This is a genomic window from Streptomyces sp. CC228A, assembly GCF_021390935.1.
Lineage (GTDB): Bacteria > Actinomycetota > Actinomycetes > Streptomycetales > Streptomycetaceae > Streptomyces.
The window spans coordinates 390,249-414,360 of the sequence record NZ_JAJPUI010000002.1; the positions used below are offsets into that span (position 1 = coordinate 390,249).

The following is a 24,112-nucleotide window of genomic DNA, read 5'->3' on the forward strand; positions in this document are numbered from 1 at the left end:
CGTGGTGCACGCGCGGTGTCGCTTCTGGTCCGGTGCCCGCCGTGTGGGTGCGTCGGTCGATGGGCAGACGTGCGAAACCCTAGACGTTCGCCGGGCCTCCCGGAACAGCCGGGGTGCCGGCCGCCCAAGACGTGGTGGTCTCGGGGGGATTGGGCGTCCTGGCGGGCGTGAGCCGATACGGCCCGCGCATATGCGGACAGGTCCGGCGCCGCCGGTTCCGGCGCCGGACCCCGCCGCCGCGCACGCGGGCCGGCTCAGACCCGGGGCAACGATTCAGCGGCGAGGCCGCCCTCGATGGCGAGGATCCGGTGCAGCCGGGTGGCCACGAGGAGGCGCTGCATCTGGGGCGGCACGCCCCGCAGCACCAGCCGCCGGCCGCAGCGGCCGGCGCGCCGGTGGGCGCCCATGATGACACCGAGTCCGGTGGCGTCCCAGGAGTCGAGTCCGGTGAGGTCGAGCACGAGGTCGCCGGCTCCGTCGTCGACGGCCGAGTGCAGGACCGTTCGGGCGTCCGCCGCGCTGCGGACATCGAGGCGGCCCCCGATGACCAGCTCGGCGTGGTCGCCCCTGATGTGCATATGCGCTCCCCGAGAGTGCGGTGCGTGCGGATACGTGCGTGACGGTTACGTGCGTGGGTGCCCGTCAGGTTCCACCGTTTCAACAACTGACTGCCTCATGGGCATGGCAGTTGCGCGTTGTAAGCGAACCGATACCTGATTCACTCCACGGGGTGACGGCGGACTGGCGTGCGCGGCTCAGTACGTGTAGAAGCCCTGCCCGCTCTTGCGGCCGATGTCACCCGCGTCCACCATCCGGCGCATCAGCTCCGGCGGCGCGAACTTCTCGTCCTGCGACTCGGTGTAGATGTTGCCGGTGGCGTGCAGCAGGATGTCGACGCCGGTGAGGTCGGCGGTGGCCAGCGGGCCCATCGCGTGGCCGAAGCCCAGCTTGCAGGCGATGTCGATGTCCTCGGCGGAGGCGACGCCCGACTCGTAGAGCTTCGTGGCCTCGACGACGAGCGCGGAGATGAGCCGGGTGGTCACGAAGCCCGCCACGTCACGGTTGACGACGATGCAGGTCTTGCCGACGGACTCGGCGAACTCCCGCGCGGTGGCGAGGGTCTCGTCGCTGGTCTTGTAGCCGCGGACGAGCTCGCACAGCTGCATCATCGGGACGGGCGAGAAGAAGTGCGCGCCGACGACCCGCTCGGGGCGCTCCGTCACCGCCGCGATCTTGGTGATCGGGATGGCGGAGGTGTTGGAGGCGAGGACCGCGTCGTCCCGTACGAGCTTGTCGAGGGCGCGGAAGATCTCGTGCTTGACCTCCAGCTTCTCGAACACCGCCTCGACCACGACGTCCGCGTCGGCGGCGGCGTCCAGGTCGGTGGTCGGCGTGATGCGGGCGAGGGCGGCCTCGGCGTCGGCGGCGTCGAGCTTCCCCTTGGAGACGAACTTGTCGTAGGACGCCTTGATACCGTCCGTGCCGCGGGTCAGGGCGGCGTCGGTGACGTCGCGGAGGACGACCTCCCAGCCGGCCTGGGCGGACACCTGAGCGATACCGGACCCCATGAGTCCGGCGCCGATGACGGCGAGCTTCCTGGCCACGTTCTCTCCCCTTAACACGCGTTCACTTTTGTCTTCTCCGGCGGGAGGTTACTGCCAGGAAGCCCCGCTGTGGCGCTGAAGAGATGCGCGTCACGCGCGCCCGCCACCCGGGCGCGCCCCCTCGACGGGGGCCTTTGCGCCCCGGGGAACTGTTTCACATGACGGACATCACACCGGTGCGGAGCGCCGGGTGAGCCCGCGCGTGTGTCCGGGGGGCCGTCCGCCTCACTACGCTGGCGGCATGGTCAATCTGACGCGCATCTACACCCGTACCGGCGACAAGGGCACGACCGCGCTGGGCGACATGAGCCGCACCGCGAAGACGGACCTGCGGATCGCCGCGTACGCCGATGCGAACGAGGCCAACGCCGTCATCGGCACGGCCATCGCCCTGGGCGGCCTGTCCGAGGAGGTCGTCAAGGTCCTCACCCGCGTCCAGAACGACCTGTTCGACGTGGGCGCGGACCTGTCGACGCCGGTGGTGGAGGACCCGAAGTACCCGCCGCTGCGGGTGGAGCAGGCGTACGTCGACAAGCTGGAGGCCGACTGCGACCGCTTCCTGGAGGGCCTGGAGAAGCTCCGCTCCTTCATCCTCCCGGGCGGCACACCGGGCGCGGCGCTCCTGCACCAGGCGTGCACGGTCGTCCGCCGTGCGGAGCGCTCCACGTGGGCGGCCATGGAGGTGCACGGCGAGACGATGAACCCGCTGACCGCCACCTACCTGAACCGCCTGTCGGACCTGCTGTTCATCCTGGCGCGCGTGGCCAACAAGGAGCTGGGGGACGTGCTGTGGGTCCCCGGCGGGGAGCGCTGAGCCCCCGCCCGGCTCAGCCGCCCGCGCGGCCCCGGTCGGGGGTCCGCACCGGGTGCTCGCCCGCGGCGTGCGCGGGTCCCGCGGCGTGCGGGGCCGTGGCGGCCTCCCGGGCCCGCGGGGCCTTGGCGGCCTGCGGGGCCCGCAGGTCCGCGGGGGCCTGCCCCTCGGACGCCTCCGGGCGGCGGCGGCCTCGCGGCCCATAGCGGGGTCCACGGCCGCCGGGGCGTCCGCGGCCGCCGGGGTGTCCACGGCCTCCTGGGTGCCCGCGGTCGCCGGGTGCTCGGGTGCACCGGTGGTCCCGGGCGCCTTCTTGGGCCAGATCACGTACGTCAGGGCGATCAGTCCGTGGATGCCGGCCGCCCGCCACGCCGCGCCCATCCAGCCCTGCAGCGGTTGCACCCGCTCGGGGTCGCCGACGTACCGGATCGCCGCCCACAGCAGCGCCGTCGCCACGGCGGCGCCCACCACCGTGCCGAGCCAGACGCGGCCCTCGTGGCGGGCGCGGGCCATGCCGTAGCGGGGCGGGCCCGCCGGGCGGGGCGCCCCGCCGAAGCGGTGGGCGGCGTGGCCGTCCAGCCACTTCACGGTCCGGTGGCCGTGCCCCGCGGTGTAGCCGATGTACAGCGCGGCCAGGCCGTGCCGCCAGCTCGGCTCGGCGCCGCTGCGCAGGTCCACCGCCGTGGCGACCAGCAGCACCACCTCCAGGAGCGGTTCGCACAGCAGCAGTGCCGCGCCCGTCTTCGGCATCCGCAGCACGTAGCGGGTCGCGAGGCCGGCCGCCAGGAGCACCCAGAAGCCGACCTCGCACACCAGGATCAGTGTCAGCACCATGCCGTCCAGCCTGCCGGGCCGGGTCCCGCGCCGCGTCGTCGGCGGTGACGAGACCGCGGCGGGCGCTGCTGCACCTTTCGATGTACCCGCGGCTCGGACCGGGCGGGGACGCCGCCGCGGGCGCGGCCGTGTTGGATGGTGCCGTGACACTCCCCCGCCCCCCGCACCGCGGCGACGTCCTGCTGTCCGCCATCGGACTGGCACTGGGTCTGCTGCTGTGGGCGCTCGGACTGCACATGCAGGGCCCGCAGTACGCGGTGTTCCACGCGGACTGGCTGATGCTCGTCCCGCTCTTCGCCGTCGCGGGCCTGGAGCTGGTGCGCCGGACCCTGCCCAGGACGGCGCTGCTGGTCGGCACGCTCGCCGTCGTCGCGGACCAGCTCACCCGGGGCAACATCGCGACCGTCCTGATGTTCACCGACCTCGTGTACGCGGCGGTGGTGTACGGCACGCCCGCCTCCGCCCGGCGGATCCCGGTCACCACGGGGCTCATCACGGTGGGCGTGTCGCTGGGGTTCCTGGCCTGGTGGCAGAAGCCGGAAGGGCTGCTGGTGGGCGTGCTGACGGGCCTGGTGTCGTTCGCGCCCGCCGCCACCGGTGCGATCGTCCGCGCCCACCGGGAGGCCGCCGACGCCGCCCGGCTGCGAGCCGAGCAGACCGCGCTGCTCGCGGAGATGGACCGCCGGGAGGCCGTGGTCGCCGAGCGCGCCCGGATGGCCCGGGAGCTGCACGACATGGTGGCGGGGCACCTGTCGGCCATCGCGATCCACTCGACGGCCGCGCTCTCCCTGGACGACCCGGCCACCACCCGGGAGGCCATGGGCGTGATCCGGGAGAACAGCGTCGAGGGCCTGTCCGAGATGCGCCGGCTGATCACCCTCCTCAGGGACGGCGCAGGGCACGAGGAGCCCGCGCCCGCGCCCACCCTGGCCGGGCTCGGTGCGCTCGTGCGGCAGGCGGAGACGGCGGGCGCGGCCGGGGGGCTGGCGTTCGCGTGGGACGGGCCGCCGCCGCAGGACGGGGCTGCGCCGCTGCCCGCGCCCGTGGAGCTCGCGGCGTACCGCATCGTGCAGGAGTCCCTCACCAACGCCCTCAAGCACGCCGCGCCCGGCACGGTGTCGGTGGTGCTCGACCGTACGGACGAGGCGCTGACCGTGCAGGTGACGAGCGTCCACGGCGGCACCGCCCCGGAGGGCCCGCGGGCGCCCGGCTCGGGGGCCGGGCTCGTCGGGATGCGGGAGCGCGCGGCCCTGCTGGGCGGCGCGTTCGAGGCGGGCCCCGCCGACGCTCCGGGGGGCGGCAGAATCTGGCGGGTACGGGCCGTGCTGCCCGTACGGAAGGACGACAAGGAGCCGTCGGCATGACGTCCAGCAGCAGTATCCGGGTGCTCGTCGCCGAGGACCAGAAGTCCGTACGGGCCGGGCTCGTCCTCATCCTGCGCAGCGCGCCCGGCATCGAGGTGGTCGGCGAGGCGGGCGACGGCGAGGCCGCCGTGCGGCTGGCCCGCGAGCTGCGGCCCGACGTGGTCCTCATGGACGTGCAGATGCCGCTGCTGGACGGGGTGTCGGCGACGCGCCGGGTGGTCGCCGAGAGCCTGGCGGACGTGCTGGTCCTCACCACCTTCGACCTGGACGCGTACGTGTTCGGTGCGCTGCGGGCCGGTGCGTCCGGGTTCCTGCTGAAGAACACGGAGGCGCGGGACCTCGTCGAGGCGGTGCGGACCGTGGCGCGCGGCGAGGGCATGATCGCCCCGGCGGTGACCCGGCGTCTGATCGCGGAGTTCGCGGCGCCCGCCGGGCGGCCGGCACGGGCGGCGAACGCGCCCGATCCGGCCGTTCTGGATCCGCTCACCCGGCGTGAGCGGGAGGTGCTCGCCTGCCTCGGGGAGGGCCTGTCGAACGCGCAGGTGGCGGCGCGCCTCGACATGGCGGAGGCCACGGTGAAGACGCACGTCAGCCGGTTGCTGAACAAGCTGGGGCTGCGTAGCCGGGTGCAGGCCGCGGTGCTGGCCCAGGAGTTGGGCGTCGGGACGGAGAGCGACGACCGGCCCTGACCCACCCGCGGAAACCAGCCGTCCCCGTCACAGCACAACTGGTCTGGACCTATTGACGATTGGTCCAGACCTTCCTACGCTCGCGGCGCGCACCTTGTCATGGACGCACGGACCCCCACCATGTCCGTCCCCCTCTTGAGGAGCACCGTGAGCACGAGCACTCAAGCACCACCGCGCAGATCAGGACTCCTGGCCAGAGCCACGGCCGGAGCCACCGCACTCCTGCTTCCCCTGGCCGCGCTGGTCGGCCTCGCCACACCCGCCCAGGCCGCCACGTCGGCCACCGCCACCTACACCAAGACCCAGGACTGGGGCAGCGGCTTCGAGGGCAAGTGGACGGTGACCAACACCGGCACCGCCACCCTCAACTCCTGGACCGTCGAGTGGGACTTCCCCTCCGGCACCTCCGTCACCTCCGCCTGGGACGCCGACGTCACGAGCAGCGGCACCCACTGGACCGCCAAGAACAAGTCCTGGAACGGCACCCTCGCCCCGGGCGCCTCCGTCTCCTTCGGCTTCAACGGCACCGGCTCCGGCTCCCCGTCCGGCTGCACGCTGAACGGCGGGTCCTGCGACGGCGGCCCGAGCGAGCCCGGCGACACGCCGCCCTCCGCGCCCGGCACGCCGAGCGCCTCCGGCATCACCGACACCTCGGTCAAGCTGAGCTGGACCGCGGCCACCGACGACAAGGGCGTCAAGAACTACGACGTCCTGCGGGACGGCGCCAAGGTCGCCACGGTGACCGGCCTGACCTACACCGACTCGGGCCTCACCGCCGGCACCGACTACTCGTACGCCGTCCAGGCCCGGGACACCGCCGACCAGACCGGCGCGGTCAGCGGCTCCGTCGCCGTCCGCACCACCGGCGGCGACGGCGGCCCCGGCCCCGGCCCCTCCTCCAAGGTCAACCTCGGCTACTTCACCAACTGGGGCGTCTACGGGCGCAACTACCACGTCAAGAACCTCGTGACGTCGGGCTCGGCCGAGAAGATCACGCACATCAACTACGCCTTCGGCAACGTCCAGGGCGGCAAGTGCACCATCGGCGACGCCTACGCCGACTACGACAAGGCCTACACCGCCGACCAGTCCGTCGACGGCGTCGCCGACACCTGGGACCAGCCGCTGCGCGGCAACTTCAACCAGCTGCGCAAGCTGAAGGCGCAGTACCCGCACATCAAGGTGCTGTGGTCCTTCGGCGGCTGGACCTGGTCCGGCGGCTTCGGCCAGGCGATCCAGAACCCGGACGCCTTCGCGAAGTCCTGCTACGACCTGGTGGAGGACCCGCGCTGGGCCGACGTCTTCGACGGCATCGACCTGGACTGGGAGTACCCGAACGCCTGCGGCCTGACCTGCGACACCAGCGGCCCGGACGCCATGTCCAAGATGATGAAGTCCATGCGCGCCACGTTCGGCCCGGACAACCTGGTCACCGCGGCGATCACCGCCGACGCCTCGGCCGGCGGCAAGATCGACGCCGCGGACTACGGCCCGGCCGCGCAGTACGTCGACTGGTACAACGTGATGACGTACGACTTCTTCGGCGCCTGGGCGGCGAAGGGCCCGACGGCCCCGCACTCCCCGCTCACCTCCTACGCGGGCATCCCGCAGCAGGGCTTCAACTCCGCCGAGGCCATCGCCAAGCTGAAGGCCGAGGGCATCCCGTCCGCGAAGCTGCTGCTCGGCATCGGCTTCTACGGCCGCGGCTGGACCGGCGTGACCCAGAAGGAGCCGGGCGGCACGGCCACGGGCCCGGCGGCCGGCACATACGAGCAGGGCATCGAGGACTACAAGGTCCTCAAGACCACCTGCCCGGCGAACGGCACCGTCGCCGGCACCGCCTACGCGCACTGCGGCACCAACTGGTGGAGCTACGACACCCCGCAGACGATCCTGTCCAAGATGGCCTGGGCGAACAACCAGGGCCTGGGCGGCGCGTTCTTCTGGGAGTTCAGCGGCGACACCGGCAACGGTGAGCTGGTCAGCGCGATCCACACCGGCCTCGGGTAGTCCCCACCGCACCTGAGACGACGTCGGGCCGCACCCTCGCGGAGGGTGCGGCCCGATCCGTACGGAAAGGCGGCCACCGGCAGAACGCGTCCGGCCCGCAGCGGCCCGGCACACCGGACCAGCGGAGCTACGCCACGTTGACCCGCTGCCCGGGGGGCGCCGCCTCCAGCCAGGCCAGGAAGCCGGTGAGCGCGTCCTCGCTCATCGCCAGCTCCAGCCGGACGCCCTGGTGCAGGCAGCCCAGCACCACCGAGTCCGACAGCAGGGCCAGCTCCTCCTCGCCCTCAGGCATCCGGCGGGCGAGCACCTCGATGGCGTCGCGGTCCAGCACCCGGCGCGGCCGCGGAGCGTACGAGAAGACCCGGAACCACGCGATCTGGTCACCGCTGTAGCGGGCGACGCCGTACACCCAGCCCTTGCCGGTGGTGTCGCCTCCCTCGGGGACGTTCCAGCGCAGGCTGCAGTCGAAGGTGCCGCCGGAACGCTGGATGAGCCGCCTGCGCAGACCGAACACGAAGAGCCCGATCACCACCAGTGCGACGACCAGTGCGCTCAGCAGCAGAGCGAGGACCATCTCCACCGACCTCCTCGCTTCTCCCCGTTACGGATACATCCGGTACCAATCTGCCACCTGCATCGCCTCAGCCGCGGCCCGGTCTGGAAAGTCCAGTCCGCGCCGCGGCTGAGGGGTGCCGGCCCGCCCCGCGGTGCGGGACGGGCCGGCGGACGTCACGTCCGCGGTGGTGCGCCGGTCAGCGCGCCGCCGCCGCCGTCACCGCGCGCAGCCGGATCTCGGCGCGCCGCTCGGCGGCGGCGTCCGCGTCCGACTTGGCACGCTCCAGCGCACGCTCGGCGCGCTGGGTGTCGATCTCCTCCGCCAGTTCGGCGATCTCCGCCAGCAGCGACAGCTTGTCGTCGGCGAAGGTGATGAAACCGCCGTGCACCGCGGCGACGACCGTTCCACCATCACTCGTACGGATGGTCACCGGGCCCGACTCCAGCACACCGAGCAGCGGCTGGTGCCCGGGCATGACGCCGATGTCGCCGGAGGTGGTGCGCGCGATGACCAGGGTGGCCTCGCCGGACCAGACACTCCGGTCCGCGGCGACCAGCTCGACGTGCAGCTCAGCAGCCAAGGGTGGCTCCTCGGGTCACCACCCGGCGCGATGTGCCGGGTGTTGGGTCACAAGTCTAGTAGGGCCGCAGGTCCTGTTGTGGCAGACGCCCCTCCCCGGAGGCATGCTCGCGGGGAGGGACGGGTGCGCACGACGGGACCGGCCACCCGCCCGGGGACGGGTCCCCGGGGGTCCGGGGACGGGTCCCCGGCTGTACATGGTGAAGGGGGCGGGGCCGGCCCGCCCCCTTCGGGAAGGCGCCGGCGTCAGGAGACGCCGAGCTCCTTCGCGTTCTTCTTGAGGTCCTCGAGACCACCGCACATGAAGAACGCCTGCTCCGGGAAGTGGTCGTACTCACCGTCGCAGATCGCGTTGAACGCGGCGATGGACTCGTCCAGCGGAACGTCCGAACCGTCCACGCCGGTGAACTGCTTCGCCGCGTGGGTGTTCTGGGACAGGAAGCGCTCGACACGACGGGCGCGGTGGACGACCAGCTTGTCCTCTTCGCCCAGCTCGTCGATACCGAGGATCGCGATGATGTCCTGGAGGTCCTTGTACTTCTGCAGGATCCCCTTGACGCGCATCGCCGTCTCGTAGTGGTCCTGCGCGATGTAGCGCGGGTCCAGGATGCGGGACGTGGAGTCCAGCGGGTCCACGGCCGGGTAGATGCCCTTCTCGGAGATCGGACGGGAGAGAACCGTCGTCGCGTCGAGGTGGGCGAAGGTGGTGGCCGGGGCCGGGTCGGTCAGGTCGTCGGCGGGGACGTAGATCGCCTGCATGGAGGTGATCGAGTGACCGCGGGTCGACGTGATGCGCTCCTGGAGGAGGCCCATCTCGTCGGCCAGGTTCGGCTGGTAGCCCACCGCGGACGGCATGCGGCCGAGCAGGGTGGACACCTCGGAACCGGCCTGGGTGAAGCGGAAGATGTTGTCGATGAAGAACAGCACGTCCTGCTTCTGGACGTCGCGGAAGTACTCCGCCATCGTCAGACCGGCCAGGGCGACGCGCAGACGGGTGCCCGGGGGCTCGTCCATCTGGCCGAAGACCAGCGCCGTCTTGTCGAGGACGCCGGACTCCTCCATCTCCGCGATGAGGTCGTTGCCCTCACGGGTGCGCTCGCCGACGCCCGCGAAGACGGAGACGCCCTCGTGGAGGTTGGCGACACGCATGATCATTTCCTGGATCAGCACGGTCTTGCCGACACCGGCGCCACCGAACAGACCGATCTTTCCACCCTTGACGTACGGGGTGAGGAGGTCGACGACTTTCAGGCCGGTCTCGAACATCTCGGTCTTGGACTCGAGCTGGTCGAAGGCGGGGGCCTTGCGGTGGATCGCCCAGCGCTCGGTCTCCTGGCCGTTGGCCTCCGGCTCGTTCAGCACCTCACCGAGGGTGTTGAACACCTTGCCCTTGGTGAAGTCGCCGACCGGGACGGTGATGCCGTTGCCGGTGTTCACGACCGGGGCCTGGCGGACCAGGCCGTCGGTCGGCTGCATCGCGATCGTGCGGACCAGGCCCTCGCCGAGGTGCTGGGCGACCTCGAGGGTGAGGGTCCGGGTGCTGCCGGGGTTGGCCGGGTCGGCCACATCGACGTGCAGCGCGTTGTAGATCTCCGGCATCGCGTCGACGGGGAACTCCACGTCGACGACCGGGCCGATGACCCGGGCGACGCGGCCAGTCGCCGTGGCCGTCTCAACAGTGGTCGTCATTACTTGTCACTCCCCGCGGTCGCGTCGGCCAGGGCGCTCGCGCCACCGACGATCTCGCTGATTTCCTGGGTGATTTCGGCCTGGCGGGCCTGGTTGGCAAGACGGGTGTACGTGTTGATCAGTTCACCCGCGTTGTCCGTCGCGGACTTCATCGCCTTGCGGCGGGCGGCGTGCTCGGAGGCGGCCGCCTGCAGCAGGGCGTTGTAGATCCGGCTCTCGACGTACCGGGGCATGAGGGCGTCCAGGACGTCCTCCGCCGACGGCTCGAAGTCGAACAGCGGCAGCAGTTCCTTCTTCGCGCCCTCGCCGCCCTCGGCCTCGGAGAGGCTGAGGGGCAGCAGCCGGTTGTCCACCGGCGTCTGCGTCAGCATCGACACGAACTCGGTGAAGACGATGTGGAGCTCGTCCACACCCCCCTGCGCCGTGTCCTTCTCGATCGCCTCGATCAGCGGCGCCGCGACCTTCTTGGCGTCCGCGTACGACGGGTTGTCGGTGAAGCCGGTCCACGAGTCCGTGACCGGCATCTCACGGAAGCCGTAGTAGGCGACACCCTTGCGGCCGACGATGTAGGTGTCGACCTCCTTGCCCTCACCGCGCAGCCGCTCGGTCAGGGCGCCCGCCGCCTTGATGGCGTTGGAGGAGTAGCCGCCGGCCAGACCGCGGTCGCTCGTGAGGAGCAGCACCGCGGCGCGGGTCGGGTTCTCCGCCTCCGTGGTCAGGGGGTGCTTGGCGTTCGAGCCGGTCGCCACCGCCGTGACCGCGCGGGTCAGCTCGGTCGCGTACGGCGTGGAGGCCGCCACCTTGCGCTGCGCCTTGACGATGCGCGAGGCGGAGATCATCTCCATCGCCTTGGTGATCTTCTTGGTCGCCGTGACCGACTTGATCCGACGCTTGTAGACCCGGAGCTGGGCTCCCATGGATCAGGTCCCTTCCGTCGTCACTTCGAGACGTTGACGGCGGCCGGGGCGTCTTCGCCGAGCAGCTTGCCGTCCGACGTCTCGAACTGCTTCTTGAAGGAGCCGATGCACTCCGCGACCTTGTCGAGCGTGTCGTCCGACATCTTGCCGCCCTCGCGGATCGACGTCATGAGCGACTTGTGCTCGCGGTGCAGGTAGTCCAGCAGCTCCCTCTCGAAGCGGCGGATGTCCTCGACCGGCACGTCGTCCATCTTGCCGGTGGTGCCGGCCCAGACGGAGACGACCTGGTTCTCGGTCGACATGGGCTGGTACTGCGCCTGCTTCAGCAGCTCCACCATGCGCTTGCCGCGCTCCAGGGCAGCCTTCGAAGCGGCGTCCAGGTCGGAACCGAAGGCGGCGAACGCCTCCAGCTCGCGGAACTGGGCCAGGTCCACGCGGAGGCGGCCGGAGACCTGCTTCATGGCCTTGTGCTGGGCGGAGCCACCGACGCGGGAGACCGAGATACCGACGTTCAGGGCCGGGCGCTGACCGGCGTTGAACAGGTCGGACTCCAGGAAGCACTGGCCGTCGGTGATGGAGATGACGTTGGTCGGGATGAACGCCGAGACGTCGTTCGCCTTGGTCTCGACGATCGGCAGACCGGTCATCGAACCGGCACCCATCTCGTCGGAGAGCTTGGCGCAGCGCTCCAGCAGACGGGAGTGCAGGTAGAAGACGTCACCCGGGTAGGCCTCGCGGCCCGGCGGGCGGCGCAGGAGCAGCGACACGGCGCGGTAGGCGTCGGCCTGCTTCGACAGGTCGTCGAAGACGATGAGGACGTGCTTGCCCTCGTACATCCACTGCTGGCCGATGGCAGAGCCGGTGTAGGGCGCCAGGTACTTGAAGCCCGCCGGGTCGGACGCCGGGGCGGCGACGATGGTCGTGTACTCCAGGGCGCCGGCCTCCTCCAGCGCGCCGCGGACGGACGCGATGGTGGAGCCCTTCTGGCCGATGGCGACGTAGATGCAGCGGACCTGCTTCTTCGGGTCGCCGGTGCGCCAGTTGTCGCGCTGGTTGATGATCGTGTCGACGGCCAGGGCGGTCTTGCCGGTCTGGCGGTCGCCGATGATCAGCTGACGCTGACCGCGGCCGATCGGGGTCATGGCGTCGACGGCCTTGTAGCCGGTCTCCATGGGCTCGTGCACCGACTTGCGCTGCATGACCGTGGGGGCCTGCAGTTCGAGGGCACGGCGACCGGACGTCTCGATCTCGCCGAGGCCGTCGATCGGGTTGCCGAGCGGGTCGACGACGCGACCCAGGTAACCCTCGCCGACGGGGACGGACAGGACCTCGCCGGTGCGCTGGACCGACTGGCCCTCCTCGATGCCGCTGAACTCACCGAGGACGATCGCACCGATCTCGCGCTCCTCGAGGTTGAGGGCGAGACCGAGGGTGCCGTCCTCGAACTTCAGCAGCTCGTTGGCCATGGTCGAGGGCAGCCCCTCGACCTTGGCGATGCCGTCGCCGGCGAGGCTGACCGTACCGACCTCCTCGCGCGAGGCCGCGTCCGGCTTGTACGACTGGACGAAGTTCTCCAGTGCGTCCCGGATCTCCTCCGGCCGGATCGTGAGCTCCGCCATCTGGGTTCCCTGCTCTCCTTGTTGGGCCCGAAGTCTTCTTGGGGGGTCTGGGGGCTCCCCCCAGAACTTCTGCATCCTGTGCACGGCCCAACCGGGCCGTAGGTCACGCTTCTTTGAGTTTGCCGAGCTGGTACGCCGGGGCGTCAGCCCGCCAGTCGCCGGGACGCCTCGTCGAGGCGGCTGGCGATGGTGCCGTCGATGACCTCGTCGCCGACGCGCACGCTGATCCCGCCGAGGACCTCGGGGTCCACGTCCAGGTTGAGGTGCATCTGCCGGCCGTACAGCTTGGCCAGCACCGCGCCGAGACGCTGCTTCTGCGGGTCGGTGAGCGGCACGGCCGAGGTGACGACCGCGACCATCCGGTCACGCCGCGCCGCGGCGAGCTTGGACAGGGACTCGAGGCCCCCCTCCAGGCTACGTCCTCGGGGCTGGGCGGCCAGGCGGACGATCAGGCGCTCGGTGACCGGGTTCGCCCTGCCGCCGAGGAGGCTGCGCAGCAGCTCGCCCTTCGCGGTGGCCGTGGCGGTCCGGTCGGTGAGCGCGGCACGCAGCTCGGCGTGGGAGGCGACGATCCGGCTGAACCGGAACAGCTCGTCCTCCACGTCGTCGAGCGTGCCGGCGCTCTGCGCCGCGGTGAGCTCCGCGGTGCTCGCCAGCTCCTCGACCGCGTCGACCAGGTCGCGCGACTGGGACCAGCGGGCGCGGACCATGCCGGAGACCAGGTCGACGGTCTCGCCGCCCACCTGACCGCTCAGCAGTCGCGTGGCCAGGTCGGCCTTGGCCTCTCCGGCCTGCGCCGGGTCGGTCAGGACCCGACGCAGCGACACCTCGCGGTCGAGCAGCGCGGTGACGGCGGCCAGCTCCTCGGCGAGCTTCGCCGCGTCGACCGACGTGTTGTCGGTCAGCGCGTCGAGGCGCTCGCGCGCGGCAGCCAGTGCCTCGCGGCTCGCTCCGTTCATCGGGCGGCCTCGGCCTTCTCCTCAAGCTCGCTGAGGAAGCTGTCGATGACGCGGCTCTGGCGGGCGTGGTCCTCCAGCGACTCGCCGACCAGCTTGCCGGCGAGCCCGGTCGCCAGCTGGCCGACGTCCTGCCGCAGCACGGCGGCCGCGGCGGCGCGCTCGCGCTCGATCTGGGCGTGGCCCGTGGCGATGATCTCGTCGCGCTGGCGCTGACCTTCCGCCCTCATCTCGGCGATGATCGCGGCGCCCTGCTCCTGGGCTTCCTGCCGCAGACGCGCGGCCTCGTGGCGGGCCTCGTCCAGCTGGGCCCGGTACTGCTCGAGGACGCTCTGGGCCTCGACCTGTGCCGCCTCCGCCTTCTCCATGGAGCCTTCGATGGCCTCACGGCGCTCTTCCAGAGCCTTGTTGATCGTCGGGAGGAGCTTCTTGGCGAAGATGACGAAGACGATGCCGAAGGCGATCAGGCCGATGAGGATCTCGGGCCAGACCGGGAGCAGCGGCATCTGCGGCTCTTCAGCTGCCAGATGCAACATGATGGACCTTTCCGTCGGTTACGGCTGCGTACGGACCGTTACTTGACGATGAACGGAACGACGAAGCCGATGAGGGCGAGGGCCTCGACGACGGCGAAGCCGAGCAGCATGTTCTGGCGGATGAGGCCGGCCGCCTCGGGCTGGCGGGCGATGGCCTGCACACCGTTGCCGAAGATGATGCCGATACCGATACCCGGGCCGATCGCGGCGAGGCCGTAACCGATGGTGCCGACGTTGCCGTTGACGGCCGCGAGGGTCTCGAGAGCAGCAGACATGTCCGTGGTTCCTTCTCTTGGTGGGCCGGTGGCTGGTGGTCCACCGGACGTCTTGGGTTAGCCGGGTGGCTGTTTCCTCAGTGCGCTTCTTCGAGCGCCTGGGACAGGTACGTGGCGGTCAGGACGGTGAACACGTAGGCCTGCAGTGCCTGGATGAACAGCTCGAAGACCGTGAGGACGAGCGTCATCAGGAAGGAGGCCGAGGCGTAGACGGTGCCCAGGACCGTTCCGAGCATGTACCACGTGGCGATCGTGAAGATCAGGATCAGGATGTGGCCCGCGAACATGTTCGCGAAGAGTCGTACGGCCAGGGTGAAGGGGCGCACGAAGACGTTCGACACGAACTCGAGCGGCGTCAGCAGCACGTAGATCGGCTTCGGGAGGCCGCTCGGCACGCAGAGGTTGCGGAAGCCGCCGACGAGGCCGTTGGTGCGGAAGGTGACCGTCATGTAGGTGACCCACACCAGCAGGGCGAGGCCGACCGGGTAGGCGATGACGGAGCTCACCGGGAACTGGGCCAGCGGGATCAGTGCCCAGAGGTTGAGCATCCACACGAAGAAGAAGAGCGACACCAGGAGGGGGACGAAGGGTTCGCCCTTCTTCCCGATGACCTCTCGGGCCACGCCCTGCCGGACGAACTCGTAGAGCGCCTCGGCGACCATCTGCAGCTTGCCGGGCACGACCTTGGCGTTGCCGAAGGCCGCCCAGAAGAAGGCGATGATGGCGAAGGTGCCGATGATCGCCAGCAGCATCGGCTTGTTGAACTCGACGGGGCCGATCTCGAAGATCGGTTCGAAGATGAACGACCACACGGAAGGGGCGGGGAAGCCACAATCCTGGAACAGATGGCAGTCGACCTCGAAGGCGAGCGTCTGGGCGTCAGCAGTCACCAAGAGCTCCTTCTGCATGGCGCATGGTTACGGCAACCTCGTTGTATCGGAGCGGCAGGCAGCCGCAGGTCGGCACCGGACTGGTCTTACAGGGGTGGTGGCGGCGGACAGGCCTGGAGCCTCGCGATGGGGTCGGCGGCAGCTCATCTGCCCGCACCCTCAGTGCCGCAGTTGGAACCGGACGATAGCAGCCCTGCTGTCGGACGCTTATATCGCCCCTACTTCTCATCGGGCACCTCTGCACCCCGCGGCCGGTGCGTGACCTCCGCGACGGGCTCCACGTACGGGATCCGCGCCTTCATGTGGGCCCGGGCCTGGGCGGCGACCCACACCAGCGTCGCGGTCACGAGCGTGAGCGCCAGCGCCTTGAGGTCGAACCGCGTGGTGTCCCGGACGGCCATGACGAAAGCGAGCAGCAGGACGAGCTGGACGGAGTAGACCATGAGGCCCATGCCCTGGAAGAGCTGGGGCATGGCCTTGGCCACGTACTGGAGCGCCAGCTGCCCGAGTGCCATGAAGAGCAGCACGACGAGTGCGCCCAACGCGGAGCCGATCGCGCCCTCCGAGCCTGCCGTCAGGGCGCTCACGGCGATGGCGAGCACACCGACGGCAGCCGTGGGTACGACCATCGGAAGAAGGGCGCGGGTGGCGCTGGGGGGCATGGCGGCGTCTCCGCTACTGAGGGCAGGCAGGCGTGTCGTCATGGACAAAGCTAGACCCGGTGTGATGGCGAATCGTCGGAGCCAAGAGGCCATCGCACAACGACCACCCAACTGTCCCCGGGTCTCGTGAACGGTATCACAAACTTTTTGGCGAGGTCTTTACCCGAAGGTGTGCCAACACTCACACATGAGAGGGACAGCGCGCGTGTGTGCGCGACAGGCCGGAGCTTTGTCTGCTAATGCCCCGGCTGGTCGCTTCCGTCAACTCGGCGTTCCGGCCTTCCGCCGTTCGGGGAGGTGGGCACGGGCCCCGATGGCGGTCGCCCCGTGGATCCCGGCCGGCACGCGCAGGCCCTCGCCGTCCGCGTCGGCGAAGGCGCTCCCGTCGGACGCCGCCTCCGCGGCCTCCGGGCCGGCGGACGCGTACTGCTTGCGGAACCTGCGGCGGCGGTAGCGGGGCGGCACGAAGGACTGCGCCCACAGCGGCGCACGCGGCTTGAAGCGGGGCAGGAGCAGCAGGACCAGCCCGACGGCGCTCAGCGCCACGATCGGCAGCATGATCCACATGGACGCGGAGTGCACCGAGTACATCAGCGTCCCGAAGGCGATCAGCGCGGACCAGAAGTACATGATGAAGACGGCCCGGCTGTGCGAGTGGCCGACCTCCAGCAGCCGGTGGTGCAGGTGCCCCCGGTCGGCGGCGAACGGCGACTGCCCCTTCCAGGTGCGCCGCACGATGGCGAGGAACAGGTCGGCCATCGGGATCGCGATGACGGTCAGCGGCAGCAGCAGCGGGATGAAGACCGGGAGCGCCGCGTGGGTGGCCTGCCGGGTGGAGCCGCCCTCGAAGATCTTCAGCGCGTCCGGGTCGACCTGACCGGTGATCGAGATCGCCGACGCGGCCAGGACCAGGCCGATCAGCATGGAGCCGGAGTCGCCCATGAAGATCCGGGCCGGGTGCATGTTGTGCGGCAGGAAGCCCAGGCACATGCCGATCAGCACGGCGGCGAACAGGGTGGCCGGCGCGGCGGCCTCGATGCCGTACCCGAACCACAGCCGGTACGCGTAGAGGAAGAACGCGGCCGCGGCGATGCACACCATGCCGGCGGCCAGCCCGTCCAGTCCGTCGACGAAGTTCACCGCGTTGATGGTGAGGACCACCAGGGCGACCGTCAGCAGCGTGCCCTGGCCCTGGGTGAGGCCGACCGTGCCGATGCCCGGGATGGGCAGCCAGAGGATCGTCAGACCCTGGACGACCATCACGCCCGCGGCGATCATCTGCGCGCCGAGCTTGATCAGGGCGTCGATCTCGAACTTGTCGTCGAGGACGCCGATCAGCCAGATCAGCGCGGCGCCGGAGAGCAGGGCGCGCGGCTCGTTCGACAGGGCGAAGACGCTGTTCAGCCGGTCCAGGTGGTCCGCGACCAGCAGGCCGGAGCAGAGTCCGAAGAACATGGCGATACCGCCGAGCCGGGGGGTCGGCTCCCGGTGCACGTCGCGGGCCCGGATCTCCGGCATCGCGCCGGAGGCGATGGCGAACTTCCGCACCGGTCCGGTGAGCAGGTAGGTCACCGCAGCCGTGATGCAGAGCGTCAGCAGGTAGTTACGCACAGGCTGCCCCACAGGAATCGCTGGCCATCACAGCCCCACACCCTAGTCCCGCCGGTCATGTGGTGGAGGACACCGCGGGGCGGCGTACGGTTCCGGACCGGCCGGGGAAGGGCGCTCAGGGGCGGTTCCACCCCCTGTACGGGGGAAAGGCCGCGACGAGTTCACGGACCGCCTCACGGGTGGCGGGCGGATCCTGCGGGCCCCGCAGGGCGGACGCGAACAGCTCCGCGGTCCGCTCCATCTCGGCCGGACCCATCCCCTGCGTGGTCACCGCCGCCGTCCCCAGGCGGATCCCGCGCCCGTGGCCGTACGGCAGGGCGCAGGTGTCCACCACGATCCCGGCGGCCGCGAGGCCCGCCCGCGCGGCCCGCCCGTCGACGCCGAGGGGCGCCGGATCGGCCGACACCAGGTGGGTGTCCGTGCCGCCGGTGGTGACCGAGAAGCCGCGTGCGGCGAGCGCCGCGGCGAGGGCGCGCGCGTTGGCCACGGCCTGCCGTGCGTAGGCCGCGAAGCCGGGGGTCGCCGCCTCGCCGAAGGCCACGGCCTTGGCGGCGATGGTGTGCATCTGGGCGCCGCCCTGGGTGAACGGGAACACGGCGCGGTCGATCCGCCCGGCCAGTTCCCCGTCGCACAGCAGCATGCCGCCGCGCGGCCCGCGCAGCACCTTGTGGGTGGTGGCGCACACGACGTCGGCGTACGGCACCGGGTTGGGCGCCACTCCTCCGGCGACGAGCCCGATCGGGTGGGCGGCGTCGACGATGAGGGCGGCCCCGACCTCGTCGGTGATCTCCCGGAAGGCCGCGTAGTCGAGGTGGCGGGGGTAGGCGATGGACCCGCAGACGATCGCCTTGGGGCGGTGCTGGTGGGCGAGGGCGCGGACCTGCTCGTGGTCGACGAGCCCGCTCTCCGCGTCGACGCCGTACGGCACGAAGTCGAACCACCGGCCGGAGAAGTTGGCCGGCGAGCCGTGCGTGAGGTGCCCGCCGTGCGCGAGGCCCATGGCGAGGACGGTGTCGCCGGGGCGCAGGAGCGCGGCGTAGGCGGCGAGGACGGCGGCGGACCCGGAGTGCGGCTGGACGTTGGCGTGTGCGGCGCCGAACAGGGCGCGGGCCCGGTCGGCGGCGAGCCGCTCGGCGGCGTCCGCGTACTCGCAGCCGCCGTGGTAGCGGGCGCCCGGGTAGCCCTCGGCGTACTTGTTGGCGAGCCGGGACCCGAGTGCGGCGAGCACCGCGGGGGACGTGAAGTTCTCGGCGGCGACGAGTTGCAGGCAGTCCTCCTGCCGGCGCGCCTCGCCGTCCAGCACATCGGCGATCTCGGGGTCCTGCCGGCGCAGCGCCTCGGGGTCCGCCCCGTACGCGCGTGTCTCGCCGACTCCAGCGGTGACCGACATCAGTGCCTCCAGGCACACCAGACGACCCGGCCCCCGTGCCCTCCAATGTAGGCCCGGCCGGCACGTTCCGCCGGTCGTGGAAGGCCGCCCGCCGCACGCGGCGCGGTCCGCCCGCCCCTGGTCTCCCCCGCTCGCGGAACCGACGCGGCCGAGTCGCCGGCGACGGCCCCCGGGGTACGGGGGCGCGGGCCGCTGCCGGCGGGCGGGGCGCCGGGAGGCGGCGGGGCCGCCTGCGGCTGTGCGCGGGGCGGTGGGAGTCACTGCGGCCTGGCAGGGCTGCGGCGGGGCAGGAGAGGCCCGCGTGGGCTCCCGCGCTCGCGGCGGGGCGCCAGCCCGTGTGAGCGTCCGCGGCCTCCCAGCGGGGCGAGCCCGCGTGAGCGTCCGCGGCCTCGCGACAGGGCGCCAGCCCGTGTGAGCGTGCGCGGCCTCGCGGTAGGGCGGTCAGCCCGCCTGGGCGTCCGCGGCCTCGCGGCGTACGTGGGCGCACGGTCGGACGCGCCGGCAGGGGTCGCACCCTGTGGAGCGTCGGGTGACCGCACCGGTGGCGGCGGGGGCCCCGGAGCGGGCGGGCACGTCGGCGGGAGCGGGCGCGGCGGAGCCGTACGCGACCGCGGGGCCTCGGCGGAGGCGCGGACCGGTCGGCGGGAAGCGCACCGGGGCCGTACGCGGCTGCGGGGCGCCCTGCGCGGGCCGCCGCCGGGCGCGCCCGGTCACCTGCGGGTGGGGACCCCGTCAGGGCCGTCACCACGGGTTCGAGCGCCTGGTGGATCTCGTCGCCGATCGACCGGAAGTACGTGATGGGCCCGCCGTACGGGTCGCTCACCTCGTCCGCCTCCGGGCTCGGCGCCAGCAGCCAGCCGCGCAGCGCCGCGGCGGCGTGCACCAGCGCGTGCGCGCGGGCGACCACGCCGTCCGCGTCGGGGTCGGGCAGCGTGCTGGGGTCTATGGCCTTCACGAGGCGGGTGAACTCCTTCAGCGTGAAGGTGCGCAGCCCCGCGCTGTGCCCCATGGAGATGACCTGGGCGCGGTGGTCGCGGGTGGCCGTGAGGACCAGATCGGCGCGGATCACGTGCTCGTCCACGAGCTCGCGCCCCGCGAAGCCGCTCGCGTCGGCGCCGAAGTCCGCGAGGACCGCCTCGGCGTTGGCCTCCATCGGCGCGCCCTCGTGGCCCCACGTCCCGGCGCTCTCCACGATGAGCCCGCCGCCCGCCGGGTCGCCCAGGCGGCCGCACAGGGCATGGCGGGTCAGCCGCTCCGTGATCGGTGAGCGGCACACGTTGCCGGTGCTGACGTGGAGGATCCGGAAGGTGCTTCGCTCCCTGCCTATGCCACGCCCCTCAGGGGCGGTCACTGCGCGTGTCCTCGGTCGGTGGCTCCGTTCACGGGGCCACCTCAAGGTCGGGTACGACCTTGCGCAGCTCCTCCGCCGACACCGCCCCGGCGCGCAGCAGGACCGGGACGTCCCGGGTGACGTCGACGATGGAGGACGGCACGATGCCCGGGGTCGGCCCGCCGTCCAGGTAGACGGAGACGGAGTCGCCGAGCATGCCCTGCGCGGCGTCGCAGTCCTCCGGCGCCGGGTGCCCCGTCAGGTTCGCCGACGACACGGCCATCGGGCCGACCTCGGTCAGCAGCTCGATCGCCACCGGGTGCAGCGGCATCCGCACGGCGACCGTGCCGCGGGTGTCGCCCAGGTCCCACTGGAGGGACGGCTGGTGCCTGGCGACCAGGGTCAGCGCGCCCGGCCAGAAGGCGTCCACGAGCTCCCACGCCTGCTCGGAGAAGTCGGTGACCAGCCCGTGCAGGGTGTTCGGCGAACCGATGAGGACCGGCGTGGGCATGGTCCGGCCGCGGCCCTTGGCCTCCAGCAGGTCGGCGACCGCTTCCGCGCTGAACGCGTCCGCGCCGATGCCGTAGACGGTGTCCGTGGGCAGCACGACCAGCTCGCCGCGGCGGACGGCGGACGCGGCCTCACGCAGGCCCGTCGAGCGGTCGGTCGCGTCGTTGCAGTCGTATCGCCGTGCCATCAGCGGGCCTCCTCGTACGCGTACACATGCAGGGTGGTGGTCATGGCAGCGCCTTGCGCGCGGTGGCGAAGCGCGGCCGCCTGTTCAGGTCGGGGTGGTCGGCGGCGTCGGCCCAGCCGGCCGCCTCACTGAAGATCCACGGCACCTGGCCCCCCTGGGTGTCGGCGTGCTCGACGACGACGAGCCCGCCGGGGCGGAGCAGCCGGTGCGCGGTGCGTTCGATGCCGCGGATCACGTCGAGGCCGTCCTCGCCGGAGAACAGCGCCATCTCGGGGTCGTGGTCCCGGGCCTCGGGCGCCACGTACTCCCACTCGGTGAGCGGGATGTACGGCGGGTTGGAGATGACCAGGTCGACCTGGCCGTTGAGCTCGGGCAGCGCCGTCAGCGCGTCCCCGCGGTGCACGGTGACCCGCGAGCCCTCCGCGTTCCTGCGGGTCCACACCAGGGCGTCCTCGGACAGCTCCACGGCGTGCACGCGGGAGCGCGGCACCTCCTGGGCCATGGCGAGGGCGATGGCGCCGGACCCGGAGCACAGGTCGACGATCAGCGGCTCGACGACGTCCATGGCCCGCACGGCCTGTATCGCCCAGTCGACGACCGACTCGGTCTCCGGCCGGGGCACGAAGACGCCGGGGCCGACCTGGAGCTCCAGGTAGCGGAAGAACGCCCGCCCGGTGATGTGCTGGAGCGGTTCGCGGGCCTCGCGGCGCGCGACGGCCTCCCAGTAGCGGGCGTCGAAGTCGGCGTCCTTGACGCTGTGCAGCTCCCCCCGCTTGACGCCGTGGACGAAGGCGGCGAGCTCCTCCGCGTCGAAGCGCGGTGACGGCACGCCGGCGTCGGCCAGCCGCTGGGTGGCCTGGGCCACCTCGGCAAGCAGCAGGTTCACGTCGCTGGTCCTCCGGGGCTGTGCGGTCGTACGGGCGGTGACGGCGCGGTGGCTGCCGTCAGGCCGCAGCGAGCTTCGCTGCGGCGTCGGCGTCGACGCACGCCTGGATCACCGCGTCGAGGTCCCCGTCGAGGACCTGGTCCAGGTTGTACGCCTTGAAGCCGACGCGGTGGTCGGAGATGCGGTTCTCCGGGAAGTTGTACGTCCGGATCTTCTCCGACCGGTCGACGGTGCGCACCTGGCTGCGGCGCGCGTCCGCGGCCTCCCGCTCGGCCTCCTCCTGGGCGATGGCGAGGAGCCGGGAGCGCAGGATGCGCAGGGCCTGCTCCTTGTTCTGGAGCTGGCTCTTCTCGTTCTGGCAGGAGGCGACGACACCGGTCGGCAGGTGCGTGATCCGCACGGCGGAGTCGGTGGTGTTCACGGACTGGCCGCCCGGCCCGGAGGACCGGTAGACGTCGATCCGCAGGTCGTTCGGGTTGATCTCCACCTCCACCTCCTCGGCCTCGGGCGTGACGAGCACGCCGGCGGCGGAGGTGTGGATGCGGCCCTGCGACTCGGTCGCGGGCACGCGCTGCACGCGGTGCACGCCGCCCTCGTACTTGAGGCGGGCCCACACGCCCTGTCCGGGCTCCAGCTGGCCGCGGGCCTTCACGGCGACCTGGACGTCCTTGTAGCCGCCGAGCTCGGACTCGGTGGCGTCGATGATCTCGGTCTTCCAGCCGACCCGCTCGGCGTACCGCAGGTACATGCGCAGCAGGTCGCCGGCGAAGAGGGCGGACTCGTCGCCGCCCGCGCCGGCCTTGATCTCCAGGATGACGTCCTTGTCGTCGCTGGGGTCGCGGGGCACGAGCAGCATGCGCAGCTTCTCGGTCAGCTCCTCGCGCTGCGCCTCCAGCTCCTTGACCTCGGCGATGAAGTCCGGGTCGGCCGCCGCGAACTCCCGCGCCGTCTCGATGTCGTCGCCGGTCTCCTTCCAGGAGCGGTACGCGGCGACGATCGGGGTGAGCTCGGCGTAGCGCTTGTTCAGCCTGCGCGCGTTGGCCTGGTCGGCGTGGACCGAAGGGTCGGCGAGCTTCTGCTCCAGGTCGGCGTGCTCGCCGACCAGTTCCTCGACCGCCTCGAACATCGGGGGCTCCTGGTGTTTCTCCGTACGAAAGGGCTGCGGGAGAGGGGCCGGCGCCCCGGCACTGGCCCCGGGCCCACCGACCAAAAAGCCGGTCCCGGCCACCCCCCACCGGGGCGGCCGGAGACCGGCACAGGGCTCGCTACTTCTTGGAGCCGGCAGCCTTGCCGAAGCGGGCCTCGAAGCGGGCCACACGGCCACCGGTGTCGAGGATCTTCTGCTTGCCCGTGTAGAACGGGTGGCACTCGGAGCAGACCTCGGCACGGATGGTGCCGGCCTCGATCGTGCTGCGGGTGGTGAACGACGCGCCGCAGGTGCAGCTGACCTGGGTCTCGACGTACTCGGGGTGGATGTCGCGCTTCAAGGTGTCTCCTAGGTGTCGGAGGGCACCGGGTCGCACACGCGGGCTGCGTGCACGTGAACCGGGGCCGACGTACCAGTCTGCCAGGACCGGCCGCATCTCCCAAAACCGGGGCCCCGCCGATTCCATTCCCGCCCCGCCGACCCCGCTTCCGGGCTGCTGCCCCTCCGGCCCACGGCCCCGGGGCGCGGGGCCGCCCGCCCCGTGAGGGGGCGCTGTGCCGTGGCGTGCGCGGCCGACCGCCGGTCCGCCGTACGCCGTCGCACCCGGGCGGGCTACGGCCCGCCCTGCCGGCTCCGCGCGGGCGGCGCACCCGGCGGACCCTCGGCTGCGCCCGCGTGGACCACCGGTACGGGCCGCGCCCGGCCGGGGCCGACCCGCGTGGACCACGGGCACGGGCCCGCCCGGCCGGTACGCCGCTTGCTGCCGTCGCACCTCTGTCGGCGCGTGCCGCAGGCCCCGCCCGCGACGCGTGGCCCGCAGCGCCGTACACCGCGCGCCCCGGTCCCTCGCTCCCCCGTACGGCGGACACCCGGACCCCGCGGCCGCAGAGCACCTGCCCGTCCGCACCCCGCAGCCGGAGCGCTCCCGGCGGGTTCCCGGCGCTGTGGTGACGCCCTGCTGACCGAGGCCCGTCGAGGCGCGGCCCCGCCTCCTGGCACACGGCCCGACCGAGTGGGAACCGCCGGGGCGCCCGAGGCCGCCGGGTGCCGGAAGCCGCCG

Annotated in this window: 22 protein-coding genes and 2 pseudogenes; 4 read left to right on the top strand and 20 right to left on the bottom strand. The window is 71.9% G+C overall.

Annotated features, from left to right (window positions below; genetic code table 11):
- Positions 1-254: 254 nt before the first annotated feature.
- A complete protein-coding gene (locus L6E17_RS07135) occupies positions 255-578 on the bottom strand; it encodes an STAS domain-containing protein (protein ID WP_071267908.1) in 324 nt (107 codons plus the stop codon).
- 177 nt (positions 579-755) lie between these two features.
- Positions 756-1,604: a 3-hydroxyacyl-CoA dehydrogenase family protein gene (locus L6E17_RS07140; RefSeq protein ID WP_236240388.1), complete on the bottom strand. Its 849-nt coding sequence runs from the start codon at positions 1,602-1,604 to the stop codon at positions 756-758.
- A gap of 241 nt (positions 1,605-1,845) precedes the next feature.
- Between L6E17_RS07140 and L6E17_RS07145 the strand changes: the two genes are divergently transcribed.
- Positions 1,846-2,418 (top strand): cob(I)yrinic acid a,c-diamide adenosyltransferase, encoded by a 573-nt coding sequence (locus L6E17_RS07145; protein WP_236239924.1) that lies wholly within the window; start codon positions 1,846-1,848, stop codon positions 2,416-2,418.
- Between the two features lie 270 nt (positions 2,419-2,688).
- Here the strand turns inward: L6E17_RS07145 and L6E17_RS07150 are convergent.
- A pseudogene (locus L6E17_RS07150) lies at positions 2,689-3,249 on the bottom strand (hypothetical protein); the annotation flags it as partial.
- A 143-nt stretch (positions 3,250-3,392) separates the two neighbouring features.
- On the opposite strand from L6E17_RS07150, the gene L6E17_RS07155 reads away from it, so the two are divergent.
- From L6E17_RS07155 to L6E17_RS07165, 3 genes are all read left to right on the top strand, one after another.
- Positions 3,393-4,613 carry a sensor histidine kinase gene (locus L6E17_RS07155; protein WP_236239925.1) on the top strand — a complete coding sequence of 407 codons (1,221 nt, stop codon included), beginning with the start codon at positions 3,393-3,395 and terminating at the stop codon, positions 4,611-4,613.
- Entirely contained in the window at positions 4,610-5,302 is a 693-nt protein-coding gene (locus tag L6E17_RS07160) for a response regulator transcription factor (protein WP_236239926.1), read from the top strand. Before L6E17_RS07155 ends, L6E17_RS07160 begins: the two co-directional genes overlap by 4 nt.
- A 120-nt stretch (positions 5,303-5,422) precedes the next feature.
- On the top strand, positions 5,423-7,312 hold the full coding sequence (locus L6E17_RS07165; RefSeq protein ID WP_236239927.1) for a glycoside hydrolase family 18 chitinase: 1,890 nt from the start codon (positions 5,423-5,425) through the stop codon (positions 7,310-7,312).
- Positions 7,313-7,439: 127 nt separating this feature from the next.
- Here L6E17_RS07165 and L6E17_RS07170 read toward each other — a convergent pair whose 3' ends face one another.
- From L6E17_RS07170 to rpmE, 17 genes and pseudogenes are all read right to left on the bottom strand, one after another.
- The gene (locus L6E17_RS07170; protein ID WP_236239928.1) at positions 7,440-7,886 is read right to left on the bottom strand and encodes a DUF2550 domain-containing protein; all 447 of its coding nucleotides are present in this window, start codon (positions 7,884-7,886) and stop codon (positions 7,440-7,442) included.
- 178 nt (positions 7,887-8,064) lie between these two features.
- Complete coding sequence (locus L6E17_RS07175; RefSeq protein ID WP_071265778.1) at positions 8,065-8,448, bottom strand: F0F1 ATP synthase subunit epsilon; 384 nt, start codon at positions 8,446-8,448, stop codon at positions 8,065-8,067.
- A 245-nt stretch (positions 8,449-8,693) separates the two neighbouring features.
- Positions 8,694-10,136 (bottom strand): F0F1 ATP synthase subunit beta, encoded by a 1,443-nt coding sequence (atpD, locus tag L6E17_RS07180; protein ID WP_236239929.1) that lies wholly within the window; start codon positions 10,134-10,136, stop codon positions 8,694-8,696.
- Entirely contained in the window at positions 10,136-11,053 is a 918-nt protein-coding gene (locus L6E17_RS07185; RefSeq protein WP_236239930.1) for a F0F1 ATP synthase subunit gamma, read from the bottom strand. The genes atpD and L6E17_RS07185 overlap by 1 nt, the downstream gene beginning before the upstream one ends.
- A 20-nt stretch (positions 11,054-11,073) precedes the next feature.
- Entirely contained in the window at positions 11,074-12,672 is a 1,599-nt protein-coding gene (atpA, locus tag L6E17_RS07190) for a F0F1 ATP synthase subunit alpha (protein ID WP_236239931.1), read from the bottom strand.
- Positions 12,673-12,815: 143 nt separating this feature from the next.
- Positions 12,816-13,631 carry a F0F1 ATP synthase subunit delta gene (locus L6E17_RS07195; RefSeq protein ID WP_236239932.1) on the bottom strand — a complete coding sequence of 272 codons (816 nt, stop codon included), beginning with the start codon at positions 13,629-13,631 and terminating at the stop codon, positions 12,816-12,818.
- Complete coding sequence (locus tag L6E17_RS07200; RefSeq protein WP_236239933.1) at positions 13,628-14,164, bottom strand: F0F1 ATP synthase subunit B; 537 nt, start codon at positions 14,162-14,164, stop codon at positions 13,628-13,630. The genes L6E17_RS07195 and L6E17_RS07200 overlap by 4 nt, the downstream gene beginning before the upstream one ends.
- Positions 14,165-14,202: 38 nt before the next feature.
- Positions 14,203-14,439, bottom strand: coding sequence for an ATP synthase F0 subunit C (gene atpE, locus L6E17_RS07205; protein WP_071265766.1), 237 nt, complete (start codon positions 14,437-14,439; stop codon positions 14,203-14,205).
- A 77-nt stretch (positions 14,440-14,516) separates the two neighbouring features.
- Positions 14,517-15,347 (bottom strand): F0F1 ATP synthase subunit A, encoded by an 831-nt coding sequence (atpB, locus tag L6E17_RS07210; RefSeq protein WP_236239934.1) that lies wholly within the window; start codon positions 15,345-15,347, stop codon positions 14,517-14,519.
- Positions 15,348-15,547: 200 nt separating this feature from the next.
- Positions 15,548-15,991 carry a hypothetical protein gene (locus L6E17_RS07215; RefSeq protein ID WP_236239935.1) on the bottom strand — a complete coding sequence of 148 codons (444 nt, stop codon included), beginning with the start codon at positions 15,989-15,991 and terminating at the stop codon, positions 15,548-15,550.
- Positions 15,992-16,252: 261 nt separating this feature from the next.
- Positions 16,253-17,602, bottom strand: a complete 1,350-nt coding sequence (locus tag L6E17_RS07220; protein ID WP_236239936.1) for an MraY family glycosyltransferase — start codon at positions 17,600-17,602, stop codon at positions 16,253-16,255.
- Between the two features lie 115 nt (positions 17,603-17,717).
- Positions 17,718-18,992 carry a serine hydroxymethyltransferase gene (gene glyA / locus L6E17_RS07225; protein ID WP_236239937.1) on the bottom strand — a complete coding sequence of 425 codons (1,275 nt, stop codon included), beginning with the start codon at positions 18,990-18,992 and terminating at the stop codon, positions 17,718-17,720.
- A gap of 727 nt (positions 18,993-19,719) precedes the next feature.
- Positions 19,720-20,343, bottom strand: a pseudogene (locus tag L6E17_RS07230) (protein-tyrosine-phosphatase); the annotation flags it as partial.
- Between the two features lie 28 nt (positions 20,344-20,371).
- Positions 20,372-21,019, bottom strand: coding sequence for an L-threonylcarbamoyladenylate synthase (locus L6E17_RS07235; protein ID WP_236239938.1), 648 nt, complete (start codon positions 21,017-21,019; stop codon positions 20,372-20,374).
- A gap of 40 nt (positions 21,020-21,059) precedes the next feature.
- Entirely contained in the window at positions 21,060-21,905 is an 846-nt protein-coding gene (gene prmC / locus L6E17_RS07240; protein WP_236239939.1) for a peptide chain release factor N(5)-glutamine methyltransferase, read from the bottom strand.
- Positions 21,906-21,963: 58 nt separating this feature from the next.
- The gene (gene prfA, locus L6E17_RS07245; RefSeq protein ID WP_236239940.1) at positions 21,964-23,031 is read right to left on the bottom strand and encodes a peptide chain release factor 1; all 1,068 of its coding nucleotides are present in this window, start codon (positions 23,029-23,031) and stop codon (positions 21,964-21,966) included.
- Positions 23,032-23,170: 139 nt separating this feature from the next.
- On the bottom strand, positions 23,171-23,392 hold the full coding sequence (gene rpmE / locus L6E17_RS07250; protein ID WP_031136586.1) for a 50S ribosomal protein L31: 222 nt from the start codon (positions 23,390-23,392) through the stop codon (positions 23,171-23,173).
- Positions 23,393-24,112 lie beyond the last annotated feature (720 nt).